15 protein-coding genes are annotated in these 20966 nt (G+C 69.2%); 5 read left to right on the top strand and 10 right to left on the bottom strand.

Features of this window, described 5'->3' with window-relative positions; genetic code table 11:
• Positions 1–27 precede the first annotated feature (27 nt).
• From ACG02S_RS21675 to ACG02S_RS21665, 3 genes are all read right to left on the bottom strand, one after another.
• Positions 28–993, bottom strand: a complete 966-nt coding sequence (locus ACG02S_RS21675) for a Bug family tripartite tricarboxylate transporter substrate binding protein (RefSeq protein ID WP_394472571.1) — start codon at positions 991–993, stop codon at positions 28–30.
• A gap of 41 nt (positions 994–1034) precedes the next feature.
• A complete protein-coding gene (kdgD, locus tag ACG02S_RS21670; protein ID WP_394472570.1) occupies positions 1035–1946 on the bottom strand; it encodes a 5-dehydro-4-deoxyglucarate dehydratase in 912 nt (303 codons plus the stop codon).
• Between the two features lie 132 nt (positions 1947–2078).
• The gene (locus ACG02S_RS21665) at positions 2079–2792 is read right to left on the bottom strand and encodes a FadR/GntR family transcriptional regulator (protein WP_394472569.1); all 714 of its coding nucleotides are present in this window, start codon (positions 2790–2792) and stop codon (positions 2079–2081) included.
• Between the two features lie 113 nt (positions 2793–2905).
• Here ACG02S_RS21665 and garD point away from each other — a divergent pair, with 113 nt between their 5' ends.
• A complete protein-coding gene (gene garD, locus ACG02S_RS21660; RefSeq protein WP_394472568.1) occupies positions 2906–4498 on the top strand; it encodes a galactarate dehydratase in 1593 nt (530 codons plus the stop codon).
• Here garD and ACG02S_RS21655 read toward each other — a convergent pair.
• From ACG02S_RS21655 to ACG02S_RS21645, 3 genes are read right to left on the bottom strand one after another with little or no spacing between them, the layout of a single operon-like run.
• Positions 4476–4949, bottom strand: coding sequence for a hypothetical protein (locus ACG02S_RS21655; RefSeq protein ID WP_394472567.1), 474 nt, complete (start codon positions 4947–4949; stop codon positions 4476–4478). The two genes, garD and ACG02S_RS21655, sit on opposite strands and share 23 nt — an antisense overlap.
• Entirely contained in the window at positions 4949–5518 is a 570-nt protein-coding gene (locus tag ACG02S_RS21650; protein ID WP_394472566.1) for an RNA polymerase sigma factor, read from the bottom strand. Before ACG02S_RS21650 ends, ACG02S_RS21655 begins: the two co-directional genes overlap by 1 nt.
• Complete coding sequence (locus tag ACG02S_RS21645; RefSeq protein ID WP_394472565.1) at positions 5515–6963, bottom strand: alpha/beta fold hydrolase; 1449 nt, start codon at positions 6961–6963, stop codon at positions 5515–5517. Before ACG02S_RS21645 ends, ACG02S_RS21650 begins: the two co-directional genes overlap by 4 nt.
• 108 nt (positions 6964–7071) lie before the next feature.
• On the opposite strand from ACG02S_RS21645, the gene ACG02S_RS21640 reads away from it, so the two are divergent.
• Together ACG02S_RS21640 and ACG02S_RS21635 are read left to right on the top strand one after the other, a co-directional pair.
• A complete protein-coding gene (locus tag ACG02S_RS21640; protein WP_394472564.1) occupies positions 7072–8208 on the top strand; it encodes a tellurite resistance TerB family protein in 1137 nt (378 codons plus the stop codon).
• A gap of 87 nt (positions 8209–8295) precedes the next feature.
• Positions 8296–10281: a PAS domain-containing protein gene (locus tag ACG02S_RS21635; RefSeq protein ID WP_394472563.1), complete on the top strand. Its 1986-nt coding sequence runs from the start codon at positions 8296–8298 to the stop codon at positions 10279–10281.
• Between the two features lie 15 nt (positions 10282–10296).
• Here the strand turns inward: ACG02S_RS21635 and ACG02S_RS21630 are convergent, their stop codons facing one another.
• Genes ACG02S_RS21630 through araD form a run of 3 tightly spaced genes read right to left on the bottom strand, consistent with a single transcriptional unit; the run spans position 10297 to position 13876 of the window.
• Positions 10297–11436 (bottom strand): ROK family transcriptional regulator, encoded by a 1140-nt coding sequence (locus ACG02S_RS21630; RefSeq protein ID WP_394472562.1) that lies wholly within the window; start codon positions 11434–11436, stop codon positions 10297–10299.
• The gene (locus ACG02S_RS21625; RefSeq protein WP_394472561.1) at positions 11437–12147 is read right to left on the bottom strand and encodes a ribonuclease activity regulator RraA; all 711 of its coding nucleotides are present in this window, start codon (positions 12145–12147) and stop codon (positions 11437–11439) included.
• 1 nt (position 12148) lies between these two features.
• Positions 12149–13876: an L-arabinonate dehydratase gene (gene araD, locus ACG02S_RS21620; protein ID WP_394472560.1), complete on the bottom strand. Its 1728-nt coding sequence runs from the start codon at positions 13874–13876 to the stop codon at positions 12149–12151.
• A gap of 206 nt (positions 13877–14082) precedes the next feature.
• Between araD and ACG02S_RS21615 the strand changes: the two genes are divergently transcribed.
• Positions 14083–17856 carry a glycosyl hydrolase family 8 gene (locus ACG02S_RS21615; protein ID WP_394472559.1) on the top strand — a complete coding sequence of 1258 codons (3774 nt, stop codon included), beginning with the start codon at positions 14083–14085 and terminating at the stop codon, positions 17854–17856.
• A gap of 480 nt (positions 17857–18336) precedes the next feature.
• Here the strand turns inward: ACG02S_RS21615 and ACG02S_RS21610 are convergent, their stop codons facing one another.
• Positions 18337–18702: a hypothetical protein gene (locus tag ACG02S_RS21610; protein ID WP_394472558.1), complete on the bottom strand. Its 366-nt coding sequence runs from the start codon at positions 18700–18702 to the stop codon at positions 18337–18339.
• 761 nt (positions 18703–19463) lie between these two features.
• Here ACG02S_RS21610 and ACG02S_RS21605 point away from each other — a divergent pair.
• Positions 19464–20954, top strand: a complete 1491-nt coding sequence (locus tag ACG02S_RS21605) for a TonB family protein (protein ID WP_394472557.1) — start codon at positions 19464–19466, stop codon at positions 20952–20954.
• Positions 20955–20966 lie beyond the last annotated feature (12 nt).

Below are 20966 nucleotides of genomic sequence, written 5' to 3'. Positions count from 1 at the left end.
GGCGAAGCCGGTAGGGAGTGGGCTTGTCTAGTCAGCCGTGATTTTTCGTTCGGTGATGACCTGCTTCCAGCGTGCGAACTCTGCCGCCTGAAACGCAGTGAACTGTGCGGGCGTGTTGCCGACGATCTCGAAGCCCTGTTCCAGCAGTTTGGGTTTCACGTCGGGCGCATTGAGTGCCTTCACGATGCCGGCGTGCAGCTTCTGCTTGACGTCGGCCGGCAGGCCCTTGGGGGCAGCCACGCCCTGCCAGGAGTACACCTGCACGCCCTTGATGCCCAGCTCGTCCATCGTGGGCACGTCGGGCTGCACCGGCGAGCGCTGGGCGCTGGTGATGGCCAGCGCGCGCAGCTTGCCTGCCTTGATCTGCGGCAGCGCGGTGTTGATGTTCATAAAGCTCGAATCCACCTGGTTGCCCAGCAGGTCCGTCATGACTGGGCCGCCGCCCTTGTACGGGATGTGCAGGCCGGACGTGCCGGTCTGCTGCCAGAACAGCTCGGCGGTGATGTGGTCGCTGGAGCCGTTGCCGCTGGACGCGAAGCTCATCTTGCCGGGGTTGGCCTTCTGGTAGGCCAGCACGTCGGCGATGCTCTTGTGCGGCGACGCGGCCGGCACCACCAGCACGTTGGGCGCCTGCACGGCGACGCTGATGTAGTCGAGGTCCCTGGTGGCGTCGTAGGCGACGTTCTTCATCAGGTGTGGGCCGATGACCAGCGGCCCCAAAGAGGTGACGAGCACGGTGTAGCCGTCCGGCGCGGCGCGCTTGACCGCGGCCGTGCCGATGGTGCCGCCCGCACCGCCGCGGTTGTCGACGACGAAGCTGCTGCCGGCAAAGCCCTCTTGCAGCTTGGCGCTCAGCACGCGGGCGATGGCGTCGGTGGAGCCGCCGGGCGGGAAGGGCACCAGCAGCGTGACGGGCTTGGCGGGCCAGGCCTGCGCCAGCGCCGACGTGGCAGCCGCGGTGCCCAGCAGCAGGGCAGTCAGCAGTTTCTTCATCGCTTGTCTCCGGTTGTCGTTGTCGATGGAACGGTGAGAACTTATTGCGGGCCGAGCTTGGCCATCAGCGCGCGGAGCTGTTCGACCTCGGCGGGCAGCAGGTCGCTCAGCGGGGGGCGCACCGGGCCGGCGCTGTGGCCGATCAGCGTGGCGCCGGCCTTCACGATGGACACGGCATAGCCCTCTCCCTTGTTGCGAATGGCCAGGTAGGGGATGAAGAAGTCGCGGATCAGGCGGTCGCAGGTGGCCGTGTCGCCGGACGCGTGCGCGTTGTAGAACTCCATCGCCGTCTTGGGGATGAAGTTGAAGACGGCGGACGAGTAGACCGGGCAGCCCATCGCCTTGTAGGCACCAGCGAAGACTTCAGCCGTGGGCAGGCCGCCCAGGTAGGCGAAGCGGTTGCCCAGCGTCTGGCGGATGGAAACGAACTTCTCGATGTCGCCCAGGCCGTCCTTGAAGCCGATCAGGTTGGGGCAGCGGTCGGCCAGGATCTGCAGCGATTGCGGCGTCAGCTTGCAGGCGCCGCGGTTGTAGACGACGACGCCGAACTGGACGCTCTTGCAGACAGCCTCGACGTGGTTGATCAGGCCTTCCTGGCTCGCTTCGGTCAGGTAGTGCGGCAGCAGCAACACGCCTTGCGCGCCCAGGCGCTCAGCCTCCTGCGCGTACTGGATGGCGACGCGCGTGCCGCCGCCGGCGCCGGCCAGGATGGGCGTGCGGCCGCGGCAGGTGTCCAGCGCGACCTGGATGATCTCGGTGTACTCGCCCGGTTCCAGCGAGAAGAACTCACCCGTGCCCCCGGCCGCGAACAGCGCCGACGCGCCATAGGGCTGCAGCCACTCCAGTCGGTCCGCGTAGGCCTTGGGCGCGAAGTTCAGCTGCGCGTCGAAGTCGGTCAGCGGGAAGGACAGCAGGCCGGCTTCGAGGACGGCTTTGAGTTCTTGGGGTGACATGGCGGGTCTCCGGTGAGGTCGGGGGAGCGTCGACAGCGCGTCGACGATGAGGTTGTAGGTCATCGTACAACTTCGGTCAAATCCGAGAGTCTCGGTGGAAACCCGTGGTCTGCCCATCTTTACGGGGCCCAGTCAGACCGCGCGGCGGCGGCGTTCGCGGCTGTTGCTGAGATGCGTGCGCATGGCGGCGCGGGCCGACTCGGCGTCCTGGCTGGCGATGGCGTCCAGGATGTTCTCGTGCTCGGTGTTCACGCGGCGCATGTACTCCAGGCGCTCGGCATTCATGTCCGCTGTGGGCTCCAGCCGGGCGCGCGGAATGATCTGGCTGCCCAGCGTGGCCATCAGGTCGATGAAGTGGCTGTTCTGCGTCGCGCGCGCCACTTCCAGGTGGAACTGGAAGTCTGCCGCTACCGAGTCCTGCCCGGCCTCGACGGCGCCGATGACCGCATCGAGCGCGCGCCGCAGGGCCACGAGGTTGGCGGCGGTGCGCCGCTGCGCTGCCAGCCCAGCGGCCTCGGTCTCCAGGCCGATGCGCAGTTCCAGCACCGCGATGACGTCCTGCAGCGTGCTGAACTGCTCCGGCGTGATCTTGAACGACGGCCCGTCGCCCGGCCTCAGCACGAAGGTGCCGATGCCGTGCCGCGTCTCCACCAGCCCGGCCGCCTGCAGCTTGGAAATGGCCTCGCGCACCACGGTGCGGCTGACATCGAACTCGCCCATGATGGCCGCCTCGGTCGGCAGCTTCGCGCCGGCCCGCAGCTGACCGGACCGGATCAGCTCGCCGAAGCGTTCGACGACTTCCAGGGCGAGCGTGCGGGGGCGGCGGCGGGGGACGAGCTGATTCAAGGGTTAACCCGTGGTTTTTTGAAGGCGTCGGCGTCTAAAGTGACATGAGTTGTATGACAACTAGACAACGTACAACGACTTGATTCACTGTAGCAACAGATTGCCGTTCCGCCATGCCTGAAGTCGCCAGTCAACGCCCGCCCCTGACCATCCGAATGCGGGTGGAGGACAACGTCGCCATCGTGGCCAACGACGGGGGGTTGCTGGCCGGCACCGTGCTGCCCGAAGGCGTGCCCGGCGCCGGGCTGGCGCTGACGGACAAGGTGCCGCAGGGACACAAGGTCGCGCTGGTGGACATTCCCGAGGGCGGCGTCGTGCTGCGCTACGCAGTGCCCATCGGCTATGCGCTGAAAGCCATCCCGGCCGGCAGTTGGGTGCACGAGCGCCTGCTGCAGATGCCTTCCGCGCGCGCGCTGGAAGGCCTGCCCATCGCCACCGTCAAACCGCCGGTGCATGAGCTGCTGACGGGCTTTACCTTCGAGGGCTACCGCAACAAGGACGGCTCGGTCGGCACGCGCAACATCCTGGCCATCACGACCACCGTGCAATGCGTGGCCGGCGTCGTCGCCCAGGCGGTGGCGCGCATCAAGGCCGAGCTGCTGCCGCTGTACCCGAACGTAGACGACGTCATCGGCCTGGAGCACAGCTATGGCTGCGGCGTGGCCATCGACGCGCCGGACGCCATCATTCCCATCCGCACGCTGAAGAACATCTCGCTGAACCCCAACTTCGGTGGCGAGGTGATGGTGGTGAGCCTGGGCTGCGAGAAGCTGCAGCCGGCGCGGCTGCTGCCGCCGGGCTCATTCACCATCGTGGACGAACGCGACCCCGCGGTCGGCCCCGAGACCATCTGCCTGCAGGACGACGCGCACGTGGGCTTCATGTCCATGCTGGACGACATCGTCAACAGCGCCAGGCCGCACCTGGCGCGCCTGAACGCCCGCAAGCGCGAGACCGTGCCGGCCAGCGAACTGGTGGTCGGCGTGCAGTGCGGCGGCAGCGACGCGTTCTCCGGCGTGACGGCCAACCCGGCCGTGGGTTTTTGCGCCGACCTGCTGGTGCGCGCCGGCGCCACCATCATGTTCAGCGAGAACACCGAGGTGCGCGACGCCGTCGAGCAGCTCACCAGCCGCGCCGCCACGCCCGAGGTCGCCGACGCCATCATTCGCGAGCTGGGGTGGTACGACCGCTACCTCGACCGCGGCCGCGCCGACCGCTCGGCCAACACAACACCCGGCAACAAGGCCGGCGGCCTGAGCAACATCGCCGAGAAGGCGATGGGCTCCATCATCAAGAGCGGCAGCTCGGCCATCTCGCATGTGCTGTCCCCGGGCGAGAAGCTGCGCCAGGACCAGCGCGGCCTCGTCTACGCCGCCACGCCGGCCAGCGACTTCATCTGCGGCACGCTGCAACTGGCAGCTGGCATGAACCTGCACATCTTCACCACCGGCCGCGGCACGCCCTATGGCCTGGCCGAATGCCCGGTCGTCAAGGTCGCCACGCGGACTGACCTGGCCCGCCGCTGGCACGACCTGATGGACATCAACGCCGGCCGCATCGCCGATGGTGAGGCCAGTATCGAGGATACCGGTTGGGAAATGTTCCGCCTGCTGCTCGACGTGGCGAGTGGCCGCAAGAAGACCTGGGCCGAGCACTGGAAGCTGCACAACGCGCTGGTGCTGTTCAACCCGGCGCCGGTGACCTGAGGCGCGCCAGCTCCGCGCGCCGCCGGCACAGCCGCTCGTAGTCGCGTTGGGAGCGCACCGCCAGCGCGACGGCCAGCACCAGCATTGCGGCAAACACCAGCGCCGCCGGCCAGGCCGCCGGCGTGCCGCTGAGCCCGCCCACCGCCAGCGCGCCGGCCAGCGCCACCGCACTGAACAGCGCCCCCATGCGCGCGGCCACCACGCGCTGCCGGCCCAGCAGCACACGTCGGGAAGTCAGCACCCAGGCGGCATAGGCCACCCAGCACAGGCCCATGCCCGTCAACACGGCGAAGGCCACCGCGGTCCGCGTGGGCAGTGCCGGCTCGGTGACCCAAAGGCTGCCCGTGATCGTCGCCATCGTGGCAGCTGCCAGCAGCAACAGCCCATGGCCCACGCGCGAGCGGGTCGACAACTGTCGGTCGAGCAGCGCGGAAACAGCGGTTGTGTCCATCATCGTTCTCCTTGAACGCCCAGTTGAAGCCTGAGCAGGCGGCGGGCGCGGTGCAGGCGCGACTTCACGGTGCCGACCGGCACGACCAGCACCTGAGACACCTCGTCCAGCGACAGCTGCTGCAGGTAGAACAGCGTCAGCACCTCGCACTCCAGCGCGGGCAGTCGGGCCAGGCCGTCGCGCAGCGCGGCGAGGTCGGTCTCCAGCTGCAGCGTGTCGTCGTCGGCAGGCAGGGCTTCCAGATCAGCGTCGCCCTCTGGCACCAGCGGCGTCCGGTACTGCTCGCGCAGACGGTTCATCAGCACGCGGTGCGCGATGCCGAACAGCCAGGGCCTGAGCTTGGCGCCCTCGCGCAGTCGGGCGATGCCGCGCAGCACGCGCAGCCAGACGTCCTGCGTCGCGTCGTCTGCGGCAGAGTCGCTGCCTGCCAGCTGTCGCGCGTAGCGCCACAGCGGCAGCTGCCAGCGCGCAACCAGTTCGTCGAAGGCCTCGCGCTCGCCCAGCTGGCAGCGCACTGCCAGCCATTCATCGGTCAGTGGATCGTGGGTGGGCGGGTCGGCGGGGCTCATGGTCGTGCCGGGGCCAGGCCCGCGAAGCGCAGTGGCGGCAGTGTGACGCGCTTGGGCAGGTCGCCGTCGCCGCGCAGGAAGCGCGCCAGCAGGCGTCGCAGCGGCGGCTGGCCGAACAGGTCGAACTGGTGGGCCGCGTTTTCCACGACCAACACCCGCGCATCCGGCAGCGCCGCCGCGATCTCGCGAGCGTTTTCCACCGGCGTGCGCGCATCCAGGTCACCCGCCAGCAGCAGCGTGGGCACGGCGACGCCGACCGGCTGGCGGAACACGTCCGGCAGCGGCCGGGCCTGCCAGGCGGCATGCAGGTGGCGGCTGGGCCAGTTCATCGTGTCGCCCAGCACGGCGCCGGGCGCCTCGCGGTCGATGCGTGCCAGGCGGTCGGCGCTGGCGTGTGAGGCGAGGTCCATCATGGCTTTCATAGCCGAACCCACGCCGGCCTGGCGGCGCAGCTGCAGCGCCAGCGGAGCAATGCGCCGGAAGTCGCCGGTGATCATTTCCCGCGCCGCCGCTGGCAGCGTGGCCAGCGCTCGCGGATCGCCGATGACCTGCGCGATCGTCCATTGCAGGTCCAGCGCGCCCAACACCAGGACCGTGCTGAGCCCGGTCGCCGGGTCCGGCACCTCCAGCCGCACCGGTGCGCGGGTGAGTCGTGCGGTGGCCTCGCGCAACTGCGCCACCATGTCGGGCGCACCGGCGCGCTCGGCGATGCGCTGCAGCACCGCGTCCGTCTGCGATGGCAGCTTCCAGGTGTGGTCCGGCCCCTCCGGGCTGACCAGCACCAGGCGCTCGATGCCGTCCGGGTGGCGGCGCGCCGTCGCCAGCGCGAGATGGCTGCCATAGCTGCGGCCCCACAACGTCCAGCGCGTCACGGCCAGCGCCTGCCGCACGGCGTCGATGTCGTCGGCGCTCTCCTCGGTGTTGTAGGCCTGCAGGTCGATGCCGCGTGCGCGCATTTCTGCGGCCACGGCACGGCTGGCCTGCTCGGCGCGACGCAGCCAACTGGGCGCCGACCCCGGCTGGTCGAGCGGGAATGCGTAGCGCACGGCCGTGCGCAGGTTGGGCAACGAGCCGCCGGTGCCGCGCTGGTCGATGCCGATCAGGTCGCCGTCGAACACCTCGGCCAGCGCGGCGCCGCCCTGCCTTGCCAGCTCCAACGCGACCCGCACGCCCGAGTCGCCCGGGCCGCCCGCCAGCAGCACTTGCGGACTGCCCGTCGGCGCGTCCCCGCGGCGGATGCGCACCACGGCCAGCTCGATCTGGCGGCCGTCTGGCAGCGCGTGTGACTCCGGCACCCGCACGCGCGCCCGAGTCAGCTGCAAGACGCTGCCGTCGCGGGCCACCAGGGGCTCCTCGCGCAGCTCGGTCAGGGGCGGCGGTGGGGCCGCTGCGGCGGCGCATGCCAGCAGCAGTCCGAGCAGGGTCGAGGCAAGTCGTGAGTGCATGATTTCTCCTGGATGCCTGCGGTAGTCGGCGAATCGGGGAAAAGGTTCATGGGCCTGTGGAGCGGGGTTTTATGCTTGCGCCCATCGCCACAGCCCGGAGTACCTGCAGTGACAGCCAGCCGATCCGTCGTCGTCTTCGAGGGCGTGACCCGCGTGGTCGCCGAGCCGCTGCGCTTCAAGGCCAAGCTGGCCATCGGGGAGAACGCCTACGCCTCGCTGCGCATGATCAACCGCACGCGCGAGATCTGGGACGTGCTGGGGGCGGCGGGCGGCGGGGCGGCGCTGGCCAAGGCCGCTGCGATGGGGCTGGGCGCAGCGGCGACGCCGGTGGGCTGGGTGGCGGTCGCGGCGCTGGCCTCGGGCGGCGCCTGCTATGGCCTGTACCGCTGGCTGGGCGACACCAAGGGCTCGCGCGTCATCGAGATCCCGAAGTTCCTGAACACACCGCTGGACACGCTGGGCCTGGCGCTGTTCGACCTCATCGCGCCGCTGGCGCTGCGGCTCGCGGCTGTGGACGGCGCGATTGAGCCCGCCGAGCGGGCGGCGCTGGTGGCCCACCTGGTGGATGAGTGGGGCCTGGACGCCGACTTTGTCGCCCGGGCCCTGGCGCAGATCGAGCCACGCGTCCGGCAGGGCGGGGTCGAGGAGATGGCGGCCGAGCTGTCGGCCTTCCTGCACGCCAACCCGGACTGCAACCATCGCGCCATCGCCGCTGACCTGGGCGAGTTCTTGCGCCGCCTGCTGGAGGCCGGTGGTCCGCTGTCCGAGGCGGAAGAGGCCGAGTTGGCCGTCAGCGTCGAGCTGCTGGAGCAGGAGCCGGAAGGGCCGCTCGCCAAGGCGTGGCTCAGTGCGAAGTCGGGCACGGGCAAGGCCGCGGAGCAGCTGAGTGCGTCGGCCAAGGAAGCGGCCGACTGGACGCGCGAGCGGCTGCCGGCGCCGGACGAGCTGGGCGCGGCGGCGGGCAAGGCCTGGCACGGCGCCAAGTCGGGAGCCGAACAATTGGGCACGACGGCGCGGCAGGCGGCCGACTGGACGCGGGAGCGCCTGCCGTCGCCCGAAGCGCTGCAGGCCGCAGCCGGCACGGCGGCCGAGCAGGTGCAGCAGTCCGTGCAGAAGGCGGCTGCATGGACGCAGGACAAGGTGCCGGTGGCGACCAGCCAGGTGCAGGATGTCGCCAGGCGCTCGGTGGACCTGGCCCGCAGCGGCATCGCCCGACTGAGAAAGCCCACGGATCGAGAGTCTTGACGCGCGTGTGATACTGCCGCGCGGCATCCACCGCTGGATGTGCCGCTCACCTCGCCGACGATGCAGAACCCTGATCTCCACGGAGACTTGAGCGCCGAGCGATACCGCCTCGCGATGCTCGCGACGAACGACGCGATCTGGGACTGGCGACTGGCCGATGGCCACGTGGTCTGGAACCAGTCTCTGCGCACCTTGTTCGGTCACGCCCTCGATCACAGCAGCGCCGCGTGGTGGCTGGATCACATCCACCCCGACGACCGGGCGCGCGTCGAGGCCGACATCCACGCCGTCATCGACGGCAACGGCACGGCATGGACGGGTGAGTACCGCTTCCGGCGCGCCGATGGCAGCTACGCCGATGTGTTCGACCGCGGCTCGGTGCTGCGCGAGGCCGACGGCCGGCCGGTGCGCATGATCGGCGCGATGCTCGACCAGTCCTCACGCAAGGCCGCCGAGGCTGCGTTGCGCGACAGCGAGCAGCAGTACCAGGCGCTGTTCGAGCGCATCGACGAGGGCTTCTGCGTCATCGAGTTCCTGGACGGTCCGCACGGCCCGATGAGCGACTACGTCCACGTGTCCGCAAACCCGGCCTACCTGGCCAATGCGGGCATCGCCAACGTGGTGGGGCAGAAGGTGCGCGAGATGGTGCCGGACGAGGCCGGCGCGTGGGTGGAGACCTACCGGGAAGTGCTGCTGACCGGTGAGCCCATCCGCTTCGAGCGGGAGCTGGTGGCGACGGGGCGCTACCTGGAGCTGGCGGCCTTCCGCATCGAGCCGGCGGAGCGCCGCCAGGTGGCCGTGCTGTTCCAGGACGTGACGGCCCGCCACCGCGCCGAGATGGCGCTGCGCGAGCTGAACGACACGCTGGAGCGGCGCGTGCAGGCCGAGGTGGCCGAGCGGCTGAAGGCCGAGGATGCGTTGCGGCAGTCGCAGAAGATGGAGGCCGTGGGCCAGCTGACCGGTGGCATCGCGCACGACTTCAACAACATGCTGGCCGTGGTCATCAGCTCGCTGGACCTGCTGGACCGCAAGTTCCTGTCCAACGACACGCGAGCCATGCGCTACGTGGACGCCGCCCGCAACGGCGCCCGGCGCGCGGCGCAGCTGACGCAGCGTCTGCTCGCGTTCTCGCGCCAGCAGCCGTTGAAGCCTGAGACGCTGGACGTGAACCGTCTGGTGGCCGGTATGTCCGACCTGCTGCGCCACTCGCTGGGTGCCGGCCTGCAGCTGGAGACCGTGCTGGCGGGCGGCCTGTGGCGGGCCCATGCCGACCCCAACCAGCTGGAAAATGCCATCCTGAACCTGGCGGTGAACGGCCGCGATGCGATGGACGAGACGGACGGCGCCGGCCGCCTGACCATCGAGACGGCCAACTGCCACCTGGACGAGCGCTATGCGGCGGACCAGGTCGGCCTGCAGCCGGGCCAGTACGTGATGATCGCCGTGACCGACACCGGCAGCGGCATGTCGCCCGAGGTCGTGGCCAAGGCCTTCGATCCCTTCTTCACGACCAAGGAAGTCGGCCGCGGAACGGGCCTGGGGTTGAGCCAGGTGTACGGCTTCGTCAAGCAGTCGGGCGGCCATGTGCGCATCTACTCCGAGCCCGGCCAGGGCACGACGGTCAAGCTCTACATGCCGCGCCGCCCGGGGGCAGCGCCCGACGAGGTCGAGGCTGAGACGGTTGCGAACGCGCTGCACGGCGACGGCCGGGAGCTGATCCTCGTTGTCGAGGATGAACAGGCGGTGCGCCTGATGTCCGTCGAGGCGCTGGAGGAACTGGGCTACCGCGTGCTGGAAACTGACGGTGCCGAGGGCGCGTTGAAGCTGATCGACGCCCACCCCGACATCGACCTGATGTTCACGGACGTCGTGATGCCTGGCATGAACGGCCGCAAGCTGGCTGACGAGGCGCGCCGCCGCCGGCCCGACCTGAAGGTGCTGTTCACGACCGGCTACACGCGCAACGCGGTCGTGCACAACGGGGTGCTGGACCACGGCGTGAACCTGATCGGCAAACCGTTCACGCTGGACGAGCTGGCGGCGCGGGTGCGCGAAGTTCTCGACGCTGCGTAGTTCGCGTCGGGCGCGTCAGCCCGCCGTGGGCTGCGTGATTCGATAACCCGCCAGTGCGGCGGCGCCCACGGCGATGGCGTCAGCGCCGAAGCGCGCCACGCGCAGCGTCGGCTCGGGCAGGCGCGCAGCCTGGGCGTACTGTTGCAGCGTCGCGCGCACCGGGGTCAGCAGCGCGTCGCCCAGTTCAACGGCCGGGCCGCCCAGCACGATGCAGGCCGGGTCGTAGGCGACGGCCAGGTTCTGCAGCAGCACGCCGAGGTACTGCCCGGCCCGGGCCAGGTCGGGCTGGGGCGACACGCTGCCGTCCTGCCGCATGAGCGCCCGGTTGCCGATCAGCGCCTCCGCGCAGCCACGGCGGCCGCAGGAGCAGCGCGGGCCGTCGATCTGTAGCACCATGTGACCCACTTCACCGGCCAGGCCGCGCGCGCCGGTCAGCAACCGGCCGCCCACGACCAGACCCGCGCCCACGCCCTCGCCGACCAGGACCAGCAGCAGCGGATCGGCGTCGGGCGAGGCGTTGAACTCGGTCTCGCCCAGCGCGGCCACGTCGGCGTCGTTCTGCATGAAGACGGGCACGCCGGCCAGCGGCGTCGCTCGCAGCGCCTCGCGCAGCAACGCGCCGAACGGCACCTGGTGCCAGTGCACGTGGGGCGCAAAGACGAGTTGGTCGCGGGCCTGGTCCACGCCACCGGGCAGGCCCACGCCGATACCGATGATCTGTTGCGCCGCATCGCGCCGCGCAGCCACCGTCAGCATCGTGCGGGTCAGCTCGCCAATGCAGGCCTCGACGTCCAGCTCGGTGTCGTAGCTGGCGCTTCGGGCCTGCAGGATCTCGCCTGTCAGCGAGGTCAGCACCACGCGCACGACACCGATGCCGACCTGTGTGCCGAGCAGCAGCAGCCGGGTCGGGTCGACGAACAGCGGTGTGGGCCGGCGGCCGAGATCCCCCGTGACGAGCACGTCGCGCTCCAGCAGCCAGCCTTCGTCGATGAGCTCGCGCACGAGGGCACTGACGGTGGACTTTGTCAGGCCGAGCGCATTCGCCAGTTCCACGCGCGACTGCCCCGGATGCACGCGCAGCTGGCGCACGATCGCCATGCGGTTGCCGCGCTTGAGCTGGGCTTGCCCGTTGTGGTTCTCGGCTTTCATCAGCATTCAGCGGCCCCGAGCTTGGCGCCAGGTGGCGAACAGGTCGGCCACATCTGAGTCGGTGGGCGGGTACAGGCCCAGCACGCTGCGCCCGGCCATCACCGTCTCCTGCACGAAGTCCTCGAACACGGTCATCTCGACCGCCTCGTGGGCAATCTCGTCGGCGATGTGAGCCGGGATGACGATGACGCCCTCGGCATCGCCGACGACGATGTCGCCGGGGAACACCGGTGCGTCGCCGCAGCCGATGGGCTCGTTGAGGGCGATGGCCTGGTGCAGCGTCAGGTTGGTGGGGGCGCTGGGGCGCGAGTGATAGGCCGGCATCGTGTACTTGGCGATGTCCGGGCTGTCGCGAAAGCCGCCGTCGGTGACGACGCCGGCCACGCCGCGCACCATCAGCCGCGCGACAAGGATGCCGCCGGCCGACGCGGCGCGCGCATCCTTGCGGCTGTCGATGACGAGCACGGCGCCGGCCGGGCATTGCTCGACGGCGACGCGCTGCGGGTGGGCTCGGTCCTTGAACACCTCGATGCCGTTCAGGTCCTCGCGCGCCGGCATGTAGCGCAGCGTGTAGGCCGGACCCACCATGTTGGGCAGGCCGGGGTTCAGCGGCAGCACTCCCTGGATGAACTGGTGCTTCAGGCCGCGCTTGAACAGGGCGGTGCACAGCGTCGCGGTGCTGACGCCCATGAGCTTCTTGCGGGTATCGGGGTTCATGTCAATAAATCACGGGCTCGGGCACAGGCGCGCCGAACTGGGTTTCGAGGAAGTCGAAGTCACAGCCCTCGTGGGCCTGCAGGATGTGGCGGCCGAACATCCAGCCGTAGCCGCGCTCGTAGCGGGGCGGCGGCGGCGTCCAGGCGGCGCGGCGTTCGGCGAGTTCCTCGTCGCTGACTTCGAGGTGGATGGTGCGGGCCGGCACGTCGACGGTGATGCGGTCGCCGGTCTTCACCAGCGCCAGCGGCCCGCCGACGAAGGCTTCGGGGCTGCAGTGCAGCAGGCAGCCGCCGTAGCTGGTGCCGCTCATGCGCGCGTCGGACAGGCGCAGCATGTCGGTCACGCCGGCTTTCAGCAGCTTGGTCGGGATGGGCAGCATGCCCCACTCGGGCATCCCGGCGCCCTTCGGGCCCGCGTTGCGCAGCACGAGAATGTCGTTGCCGGTGACGTCCAGGTCGGGGTCGTCCACCGCAGCCTTCAGGCTGGGATAGTCATCAAACACCAGCGCGCGGCCGGTGTGCCTGAGCAGGTGCGGCGCGACGGCGCTGGGCTTGATGACGACGCCGGCGGGTGCCAAGTTGCCGCGCAGCACGGCCAGCGCGCCTTCGGCGTAGATGGGGTTGGCAAGCGGGCGGATCACGTCGTCGTTGAAGACCTCGGCACCGGCGATGTTCTCAGCCACCGTCTTGCCGTTGACGGTCAGCGCGGTGAGATCGAGTTTGGCGCGCATGACGTTCATCATCGCCGGCAGGCCGCCGGCGTAGAAGAAGTCTTCCATCAGGTAGCGGTCGCCGCTGGGGCGGATGTTGGCGATGACGCCGACATGGCGGCTGGCCGCGTCGAAGTCGTCGAGCGTGACGGCCAGCCCGGCGCGGCGGCTGATGGCCACGAGGTGAATGATGGCGTTGGTGCTGCAGCCCATGGCCATCGCGACGGCGATGGCGTTCTGGAAGCTGCCGGGGCTGAACAGCTTGGCGGGGGTCAGGTCGTCCCACACCATCTGCACGATGCGCCGGCCGCATTCGGCGGACATGCGGATGTGGTTGGCGTCGGGCGCGGGGATGCTCGAAGCGCCGGGCAGCGTGACACCCATCGCCTCGGCAATGCCCATCATCGTGGCCGCGGTGCCCATGGTCATGCAGGTGCCGTGGCTGCGCGCGATGCCGGCTTCCATCTCGGCCCAGGCCTGGTCACTCAGGCGGCCGGCGCGACGTTCGTCCCAGTACTTGAAGGCGTCGCTGCCGGAACCCAGCACGTTGCCGCGCCAGTTGCCGCGCAGCATCGGGCCGGCGGGCAGGTAGATCAGCGGCAGGCCCATGCTGATCGCGCCCATCAGCAGGCCCGGCGTGGTCTTGTCGCAGCCGCCCATCAGCACGGCGCCGTCCACCGGGTGGCTGCGCAGCAGCTCCTCGGTCTCCATCGCGAGGAAGTTGCGGTAGAGCATGGAGGTCGGCTTGACCATGCTCTCGCTCAAAGAGATGGCCGGCAGCTCCAGCGGCCAGCCGCCCATTTGCAGGATGCCGCGCTTGACGTCTTCCACCCGCTGCTTGAAGTGCGTGTGGCATTGATTGGCATCGCTCCAGGTGTTGACGATGGCGATCACCGGTTTGCCGATGAAGTCCTCGGGGCCGTAGCCCATCTGCAGCACGCGGCTGCGGTGGCCGAACGAGCGGAAGTCGTCCTTGGCGAACCAGCGCGCGCTGCGCAGGTCTTCGGCGGTGATCGTCATCTTGGAATGCAGTGGTGGAGTGCGCCGCCCGCGGCGCGGATTGAGCGGCGTATTCTCAATCTGTTATCGCTATCATATGAATTCGTTCAAATTCAAAACTTAGTGGTTTCCCAGGGGAATCTACAAGAATGCAAGTCGCTAGACTTCAAATGATCGCGCAACCATTTGAGTCCATGAATTTCACTTCACAAACCGGCAGGCGAGCCTTGCTGTCCACCCTCAAGCAGCTCGCCCTGGGATGGGGGTTGGCGGTGGGCGCGATTGCCGCCGTGGCCTGCGACCAGCCGGCCTCGATCTGTGTGCGGGACGTCGGCCAAGGCTTCGGCCTGGTGCGCGCGGGCCACCCGGCCGCAGTGCTCGTGGAGGCCGGCGCCGACCCCGCGCTGCAGCACGTGGGGCGCAGTTTCGCAGCCGACCTGCAGCGCGTGTCCGGCCGCGCCGCGCCGCTGTTGCGCGGCACGTCCGGTGCGCCGCGCGAGCTTGTGCTAATCGCCCAGCTGGGACGCAGCGCGCTGCTGGACGACCTGGCCCAGCGCGGCAAGCTGAAGGCGGACGACCTGAAAGGTTTCAAGGGCGAATGGGAAGCCTTCCGGCAGGTGGTGGTGGACAAGCCCTTCCCGGGTGTCGATCGCGCGCTGGTCATCGCCGGCTCGGACCGGCGCGGCGCGGTGTTCGGCGCTTACGACCTGTCGGCGCGCATCGGCGTCAGCCCCTGGCATTTCTGGGCGGATGTGCCGGTCGAGAAGCAGGCCAATGTGTTCATCACGGCCGGCCGGCGTGGCGACCAGCCGCACGTCAAGTACCGCGGCATCTTCATCAACGACGAGGCGCCCGCGCTCACTACCTGGGCGCAGAACCGGTTTGGCGGCACCAACGCCAAGATGTACGCACACGTCTTCGAGCTGCTGCTGCGCCTGAAGGCCAACTATCTGTGGCCGGCGATGTGGCCGCCGCGCGCCTTCCTGGCCGACGACCCGCAGAACATGGTGCTGGCCGACGAGATGGGCATCGTCATGGGCACCTCGCACCATGAGCCGATGAGCCGTGCTCATGACGAGTGGCAGCGCAACCAGGGCGGTGCGTGGGATTACGCCAAGAACGCGCCGCAGCTGCGCGAGTTCTGGCGCGGCGGCATCCAGCGCATGATGGGCCGCCCGGACGGCAGCGCCTTCGACACGCTGGTGACGGTGGGCATGCGCGGCGACGGCGACGAGCCCATGAGCGAGCACACCGCGACCACGCTGCTGGAGACCATCGTCAAGGACCAGCGCCAGATCATTGCGGACGTGACCAAGCAGCCAACCGAGCAGACGCCGCAGATGTGGGCGCTCTACAAGGAGGTGCAGGACTACTACGACGCGGGCCTGAAGGTGCCCGACGACGTGCTGCTGCTGTTTGCCGATGACAACTGGGGTCAGATCCGCCGCTTGCCGGACCCTGCCGCCGCCAAGCGCAAGGGCGGCTACGGCGTGTACTACCACTTCGACTACGTCGGTGCGCCGCGCAACTACAAGTGGCTGAACACCAACCAGATCGAGAAGGTCTGGCAGCAGATGGACCTGGCCCGCGAACATGGTGCCGACGCGCTGTGGATCGTCAACGTAGGTGACATCAAGCCGGTGGAGTTCCCCATCCACTTCTTCCTGGACATGGCCTGGGCGCCCAAGGCCATGACGCCCGACGCGCTGAAGGCCTACCCGAAGGCCTGGGCGGCAGCCACCTTCGGCGCGGCTCACGCGGCCCAGATTGGCGAGCTGGTCACGCGCTACGGCCAGTACGCGGCGCGGCGCAAGCCTGAGCTGATCGATCCGGCCACCTTCCCGCTGGGCAAGGCCACTGCCGATGCGCTGGACGGCGGCGACTTCGGCCGTCGGGTGGCTGAGTGGGATGCGCTGGAGGCGCGCGTCGCCCAAGTCAAGTCCGGGCTGCGTGCGGACCAGCTCGATGCCTACTTCCAGCTGGTCGAGCACCCGGTCATTGCGCTGGGCAATCTCTACCGGCTGTACTACGCGGTGGCCTGGAACCGCCAGCTCGCCAAGGCCGGTGACCCGCGCGCCAACGTGTTTGCCGACCGTGCCGAGGCTGCCTTCGCGCGCGACCGGGACATACGCGACCAGTACCACACCCTCGCGGGCGGAAAGTGGAACGGCATGATGCTGCAGACCCACATCGGCTACACAAACTGGCAGCAGCCGGACAAGGACCTCCTGCCCGCCGTGCAGCGTGTGGCCGGCACGGCCGACGCATCGGTGGTGCAGCGGCAGCTGACCGCCGCCCAGCGAGCTGCCGCGGCTGCTGCGCACGCCATCGAAGCCACGCAGTTCGCCCGCGCCAGCAGCGCCAAGGGCCTGACCTGGACAGCCATTCCCAACCTGGGCCACGGCGCGGGCGCCGTTGTCGCGCTGCCGCAGGGCCGCGCGCCCACGACGGTGGCCGACAATGTGCGCCTGGAGTACGACGTGGACCTGGCTCAGCCCGGCACCTGGGCGCTGCAGCTGCACATGCTGCCCACGCTGGACGTGCGCAAGACCGGCGGTGTCCGCGTGGCCGTGGCCATTGGCGACCGGCCCGCGCAGGCCTTGACGTTGAACCTGACCCCCACGCCCAACGCGGCGGACACGCCGGAGAAGCGCGACTGGTACAACGCCGTCATCGGCAACGGCTTCGTGTTGCGCGCCGATGCGGTCACGCTGCCGGCGGGCCGGCACGTCATCCGCGTCTGGCGGCTGGACGACAACGCACTGCTGCAGAAGTTGTCGCTGGTACCCGCCGCTGCCGCCAAGTCGTCGCCCGGCGCGGCGCCGGGTGCAGCAGCGGAGACCGGCCACTACCGCAACCTGCTGCGCGAGCTGCGGCCGGACATCAGCGAGGCCGACATCACCGCCAAGCTGGACGGCTATTGGCAATCGCTGTTCGAGGGCGGCCAGGACCAGCGCATCGTCTACCCCGCCGCGCCGACACCCGACGGCCCAGCCTCCTATGTGCTCGACGTGGGCAACGACGACGTGCGCAGCGAAGGCATGTCCTACGGGATGATGATTGCCGTGCAGAGGGGCCGCAAGGTCGAGTTCGACGCGCTGTGGAACTGGACCTGGACGCACATGCGCTACCGCTCCGGCCCGCGCCAGAGCTACTTCCGCTGGCAGTGCAAGCCCGAGGGCTGTGCCGGCTTTGGCAAGAACGCCGTGCCCGCTTCCGACGGCGAGGAGTACATGGCCACCGCGCTATTGATGGCCGCGTCGCGCTGGGGAAGCGGCAAGGGCGTCTACGACTACGAGGCCCAGGCGCAGGAAATCCTGACCGCCATGCTGCACAAGGAGACGATGAACGGCGGCGTCAAGGAAGGCGCGCGCGCCATGTTCTCGGCCCAGCACGGCCAGGTCGTCTTCGTTCCCGTAGGCGATGCCGCTGACTTCAGCGACCCGTCCTACCACCTGCCTGCTTTCTACGAGATCTGGGCCCGCCGCGCCGCCACCGCCGAGGACCGCCAGCGCTGGCGCGAGATTGCCGACATCAGCCGCGCCTACTTCACCAAGGCCGCACATCCCAAGACCGGCCTGACGCCCGACTACGCGCATTTCGACGGCCGACCCAAGGTTCTGGAGGGGCATGAAGACTTCCGCTACGACGCCTTCCGCACGGCTGTGAACTGGAGCGTGGACCAAGCCTGGTGGGGCAAGAACCCGGCCGCTGCGGGGCTCAGCACCAAGCTGCTGAGCTTCTTTGCCGCGCAGGGCGCCGGCGGCAAGCCCTATCCGCACCTCTACACGCTGGACGGCAAGCCGCTGAACGACGAGCCCTCCAAGGGGCTGATCTCGAGCAATGCCGTGGCCGCACTGCTTGTCGATGCGTCACTGGGCAAACGCTTCGTCGACGACCTCTGGGCACTGGCGCCGCCCACCGGCCAGTGGCGCTACTACGACGGCCTGCTGCAGTTCATGAACCTGCTGCACATCACCGGGCGCTTCCAGGCCTGGTGATGCCGCAAGGCCGGCGGCAATGAATCTCGGCCCCGTGAGCCGCTGCAAGGGATGCCATGCAAACAATACCCCCGGACCTTGCGCGTGGCGCACGTGATGGAGCCGATGGGTGCCCGCCGAGCGCTGCAACGGGTGATTCGGCGCTGCGGACGCATAGCGGGCCGGAATACTGGCCAACCAGACCTCAAGCTGATCGCCCAAGCCGGCGTCGTCGGCAAGTTCAGTGGGCGTCAGGAATGTGTGGGGGAACACAGGCTCAATAGTTCCTACGTACGCGAAGAATCGCTGCCGAAGCTGTTTGAGCTCCAGCAGCGACAATCCGGGCAGGGATTGAACGTCGTGGGCACGGTCTCTGGTCATGAGCTGGCTCCGTGTTTTTTGGAGCCTTCAAACTCTCAGCTTACTGGCCTACGGCACAAATCTAGGGAGAGCGCATTCCGATTGAAGCCATGATTTACCGATGCCCATGGTTGGACTTCGTTAATTCCATCCGCCGTACTGACTGGTGTTCGGGCTGGATATTGTGCCGTTGTTGCACGTGAAGGTGTAGTCAGAGCCGGACCAAGGTTCCGGCTCCGGCCAAGGGGCGGTCCAAGTGCCTCCCATTACCTGCACGGTTCCGGTTACCGTAACGCTTTCGCCATCGGCCAGTGCAGGGATATTCCAGGAGGAGTAAAACCTCATGTCATCTTCGGCGTACCCCGCTTCGCGGCAGCCGCCATCCTCGTCATACGAAGGCGCATAATAGGGTTGAGATCCAGGGTTGGCGTAGGAAGCAATTGCCGGGATTGCTACCAAGACGTTTGCCGTGGCGACCAAGAAAAGTGAAGCGATTGACTTTTTCATCTATTTTCCTCTGTTCTCTGAATTGAGATTACGGGGGTCATACTTCGGAATGTCGCTGGTCTCTCCAAAATGCGCGAGCATGTCGGCAGCGACAAATGATGCTAGCTTTGCCATGCGACCCTTGCAATCAAGGCGTTGATTGTTTCTAACTGACTATCTGTATTGATCTTGGGCTTTGTTGCGTAAGCCCGGTATACCGGGGCGAGTCGCAGCCAGTCTGCGCTGGCTCATGCCACGAGCCACTGAGACTTCCACGACGAGCAGGGCCTGGACATGGCCTCCGTGCCATGCTGGGGTGTATCGTGTACTACAGCGTCATTCGCTGGACGCCGCGCCCATCGTCAATGCCTACGGCACCACCTGGCCGACCCGCGCAGAGGCGAGATCCTGAACGCCAACGGCGTGATGTCCCACAACATCCTGCAGATCCAGCAGGACCATTCACAAGATCGGGGCCGGCGACGTGTTCGCCAGGCGCTGGGTTACACGCCCATCTCGCCAAGGCGCTGGACCCGCGGTTCGCCCCGCCGGTCAACCCGCTGACGACGCTGCGGCGTGCCACGCGCCACCAGGCCGACGACGACGGCGCGGCGCCGCACGCCTGCTGGCCGGGGCACGAGCACACCGTGGGCCCCCTGCACTGACACCGGCTTCGGGGGATGGCGCCATGCACCCCCCGGCTCGCCGAGGCCGGGCGCTGACAATCGCGCGATGACAGGCAGGGACATCGACGCGGAGTGGCGAGGAGCGGTGACGTGCGCATGAGCGGCCTTGCAGCGGCTGGGGCGCGTCTGCGCCGCCGCTGGCGACTGCCGCCCGCGTTGCTGGGGTCGCTGGCGGCGCACGTCCTGCTGCTCAGCCTGAGCTTTGGCCAGGGGCAGGGCTTGCCGGGGCTGGAGTTCCCCTGGCAGCAGCGCCGCACCGAGGTGCCCGAACTCGAACTGCGGGTCAGGCTGCAGTCGGCCGCAGCACCCGCCGCACCCGCCGCACCCGCCGTGGCGGCAGCGCAGGCGCCACCGCCACAGCCAGCGCCGCCCGCAGTGCCCGGCGAGCCGCCCCCCGCCGAACCTGCCGAAGCCTCGCCCCCCGCGCCGGGCGAGACCATCGCCCAGCTGCGGCAACTGGCCTCCGATGACCTGCCACCGGCACCGCCGGCCCGCGAGCTGCTGGCCGTGCAGCGTCCGCCGCTGCCGGTGTGGGATGTGCAGACGGAGCCCGGGCTGCCTGACGCGGTCGTTGCGGCGATGTCGGCGGCCTCCGCGCCGGCGGTGCAGCCGCTGTCCCGCTCGCGCGACGCGCTGTTCGCGCGTCGCGACTACGCCGCCGAACTGGCGCAGCTGGGCACGGCGCGGCCCGACGCGGCCATCGCGGCGTTGCAGGGCGCCTCCGCGCCGGCCGTCGAGGCGCTGCGCCGCAGTGGTGATGGGCTGCGCCTGCGCAGCGAACGCAGCGTCGACGTGGCCGGACTCGACGGCGCGAGCGCTTTGCCGACGGTGACCGTCTCCACGCTGGCCGGCGCCGCCGGGGCGGGTGTCGAGTCGCTGCGCCGGGCGGGCGACGGCCTGCGCCCGCAGGCGATGGCCGACCGCGCCGGCGAGATGGCCCAGCTGGACGCGGCGCGCAAGCAGGTCGAGCAGGGAGCGCAGCGCCTCGAAGCGGCGCGGCTGGAGGGACTGCGCCAGGAGGCCGCGCGCGCCGATGCCGCCCGCCAGGAGGCCGCACGCCTGGACGCGGCGCGGGCCGAGCGCGCGCGTGTTGAAGTTGCTCGCCTGGCGGATGCACAGTTGCAGGCGCAGGCCGAGGAGGCGCAGCGCGAGGCCCGGCTGCGCGCCATCGGCCGCCAACTGGACGAAGAAGCTGCCCGGCGCGACGCCGACCGCCAGCGCCCCGATTGGGCCCCCGCGCGGCGCGGACGTCTGTTCGGCCGCGTGGACAGCAACGCCGCGCTCGTGGCCTACGGCGAGGCCTGGGCGCGCAAGATCGAGAACAACACCAGCCCCGACGCGGTGCGCGAGGTGGCGCGCCAGCCGCACACGCAGGCCATGGTGACGGTGGCGGTGCGCAGTAACGGCTCGGTCGAGTCCGTCACGTTCGTGCGCTCCAGCGGCGTGCCGGCCGTGGACGACGCGATCCGCCGCCTCGTGCAGGGCCAGGAGAACTACCCGGCCTTCCCGCCGGCGCTGCTGCGGGATTACGACGTCGTCGAGATCCGGCGCACCTGGCAGTTCGATAGCGCGGTGCGGCTGTACTGAGCGAAGGCGGCG

This window comes from Pelomonas dachongensis (assembly GCF_043555865.1).
In the GTDB taxonomy this organism is placed as follows: domain Bacteria; phylum Pseudomonadota; class Gammaproteobacteria; order Burkholderiales; family Burkholderiaceae_C; genus Pelomonas; species Pelomonas dachongensis.
The sequence above is the reverse complement of the archived record's forward strand: the minus strand, read 5'-3'. Positions and strand labels throughout refer to the sequence as shown.

Bases quoted from the DNA above. Each gene is read 5' to 3' on its own strand.
- ACG02S_RS21675 (WP_394472571.1), bottom strand. From the start codon at position 993: ATGAAGAAACTGCTGACTGCCCTGCTGCTGGGCACCGCGGCTGCCACG.
- kdgD (WP_394472570.1), bottom strand. From the start codon at position 1,946: ATGTCACCCCAAGAACTCAAAGCCGTCCTCGAAGCCGGCCTGCTGTCC.
- garD (WP_394472568.1), top strand. From the start codon at position 2,906: ATGCCTGAAGTCGCCAGTCAACGCCCGCCCCTGACCATCCGAATGCGG.
- ACG02S_RS21655 (WP_394472567.1), bottom strand. From the start codon at position 4,949: ATGGACACAACCGCTGTTTCCGCGCTGCTCGACCGACAGTTGTCGACC.
- ACG02S_RS21650 (WP_394472566.1), bottom strand. From the start codon at position 5,518: ATGAGCCCCGCCGACCCGCCCACCCACGATCCACTGACCGATGAATGG.
- ACG02S_RS21645 (WP_394472565.1), bottom strand. From the start codon at position 6,963: ATGCACTCACGACTTGCCTCGACCCTGCTCGGACTGCTGCTGGCATGC.
- ACG02S_RS21630 (WP_394472562.1), bottom strand. From the start codon at position 11,436: ATGCTGATGAAAGCCGAGAACCACAACGGGCAAGCCCAGCTCAAGCGC.
- ACG02S_RS21625 (WP_394472561.1), bottom strand. From the start codon at position 12,147: ATGAACCCCGATACCCGCAAGAAGCTCATGGGCGTCAGCACCGCGACG.
- araD (WP_394472560.1), bottom strand. From the start codon at position 13,876: ATGACGATCACCGCCGAAGACCTGCGCAGCGCGCGCTGGTTCGCCAAG.
- ACG02S_RS21610 (WP_394472558.1), bottom strand. From the start codon at position 18,702: ATGAAAAAGTCAATCGCTTCACTTTTCTTGGTCGCCACGGCAAACGTC.
- ACG02S_RS21605 (WP_394472557.1), top strand. From the start codon at position 19,464: ATGAGCGGCCTTGCAGCGGCTGGGGCGCGTCTGCGCCGCCGCTGGCGA.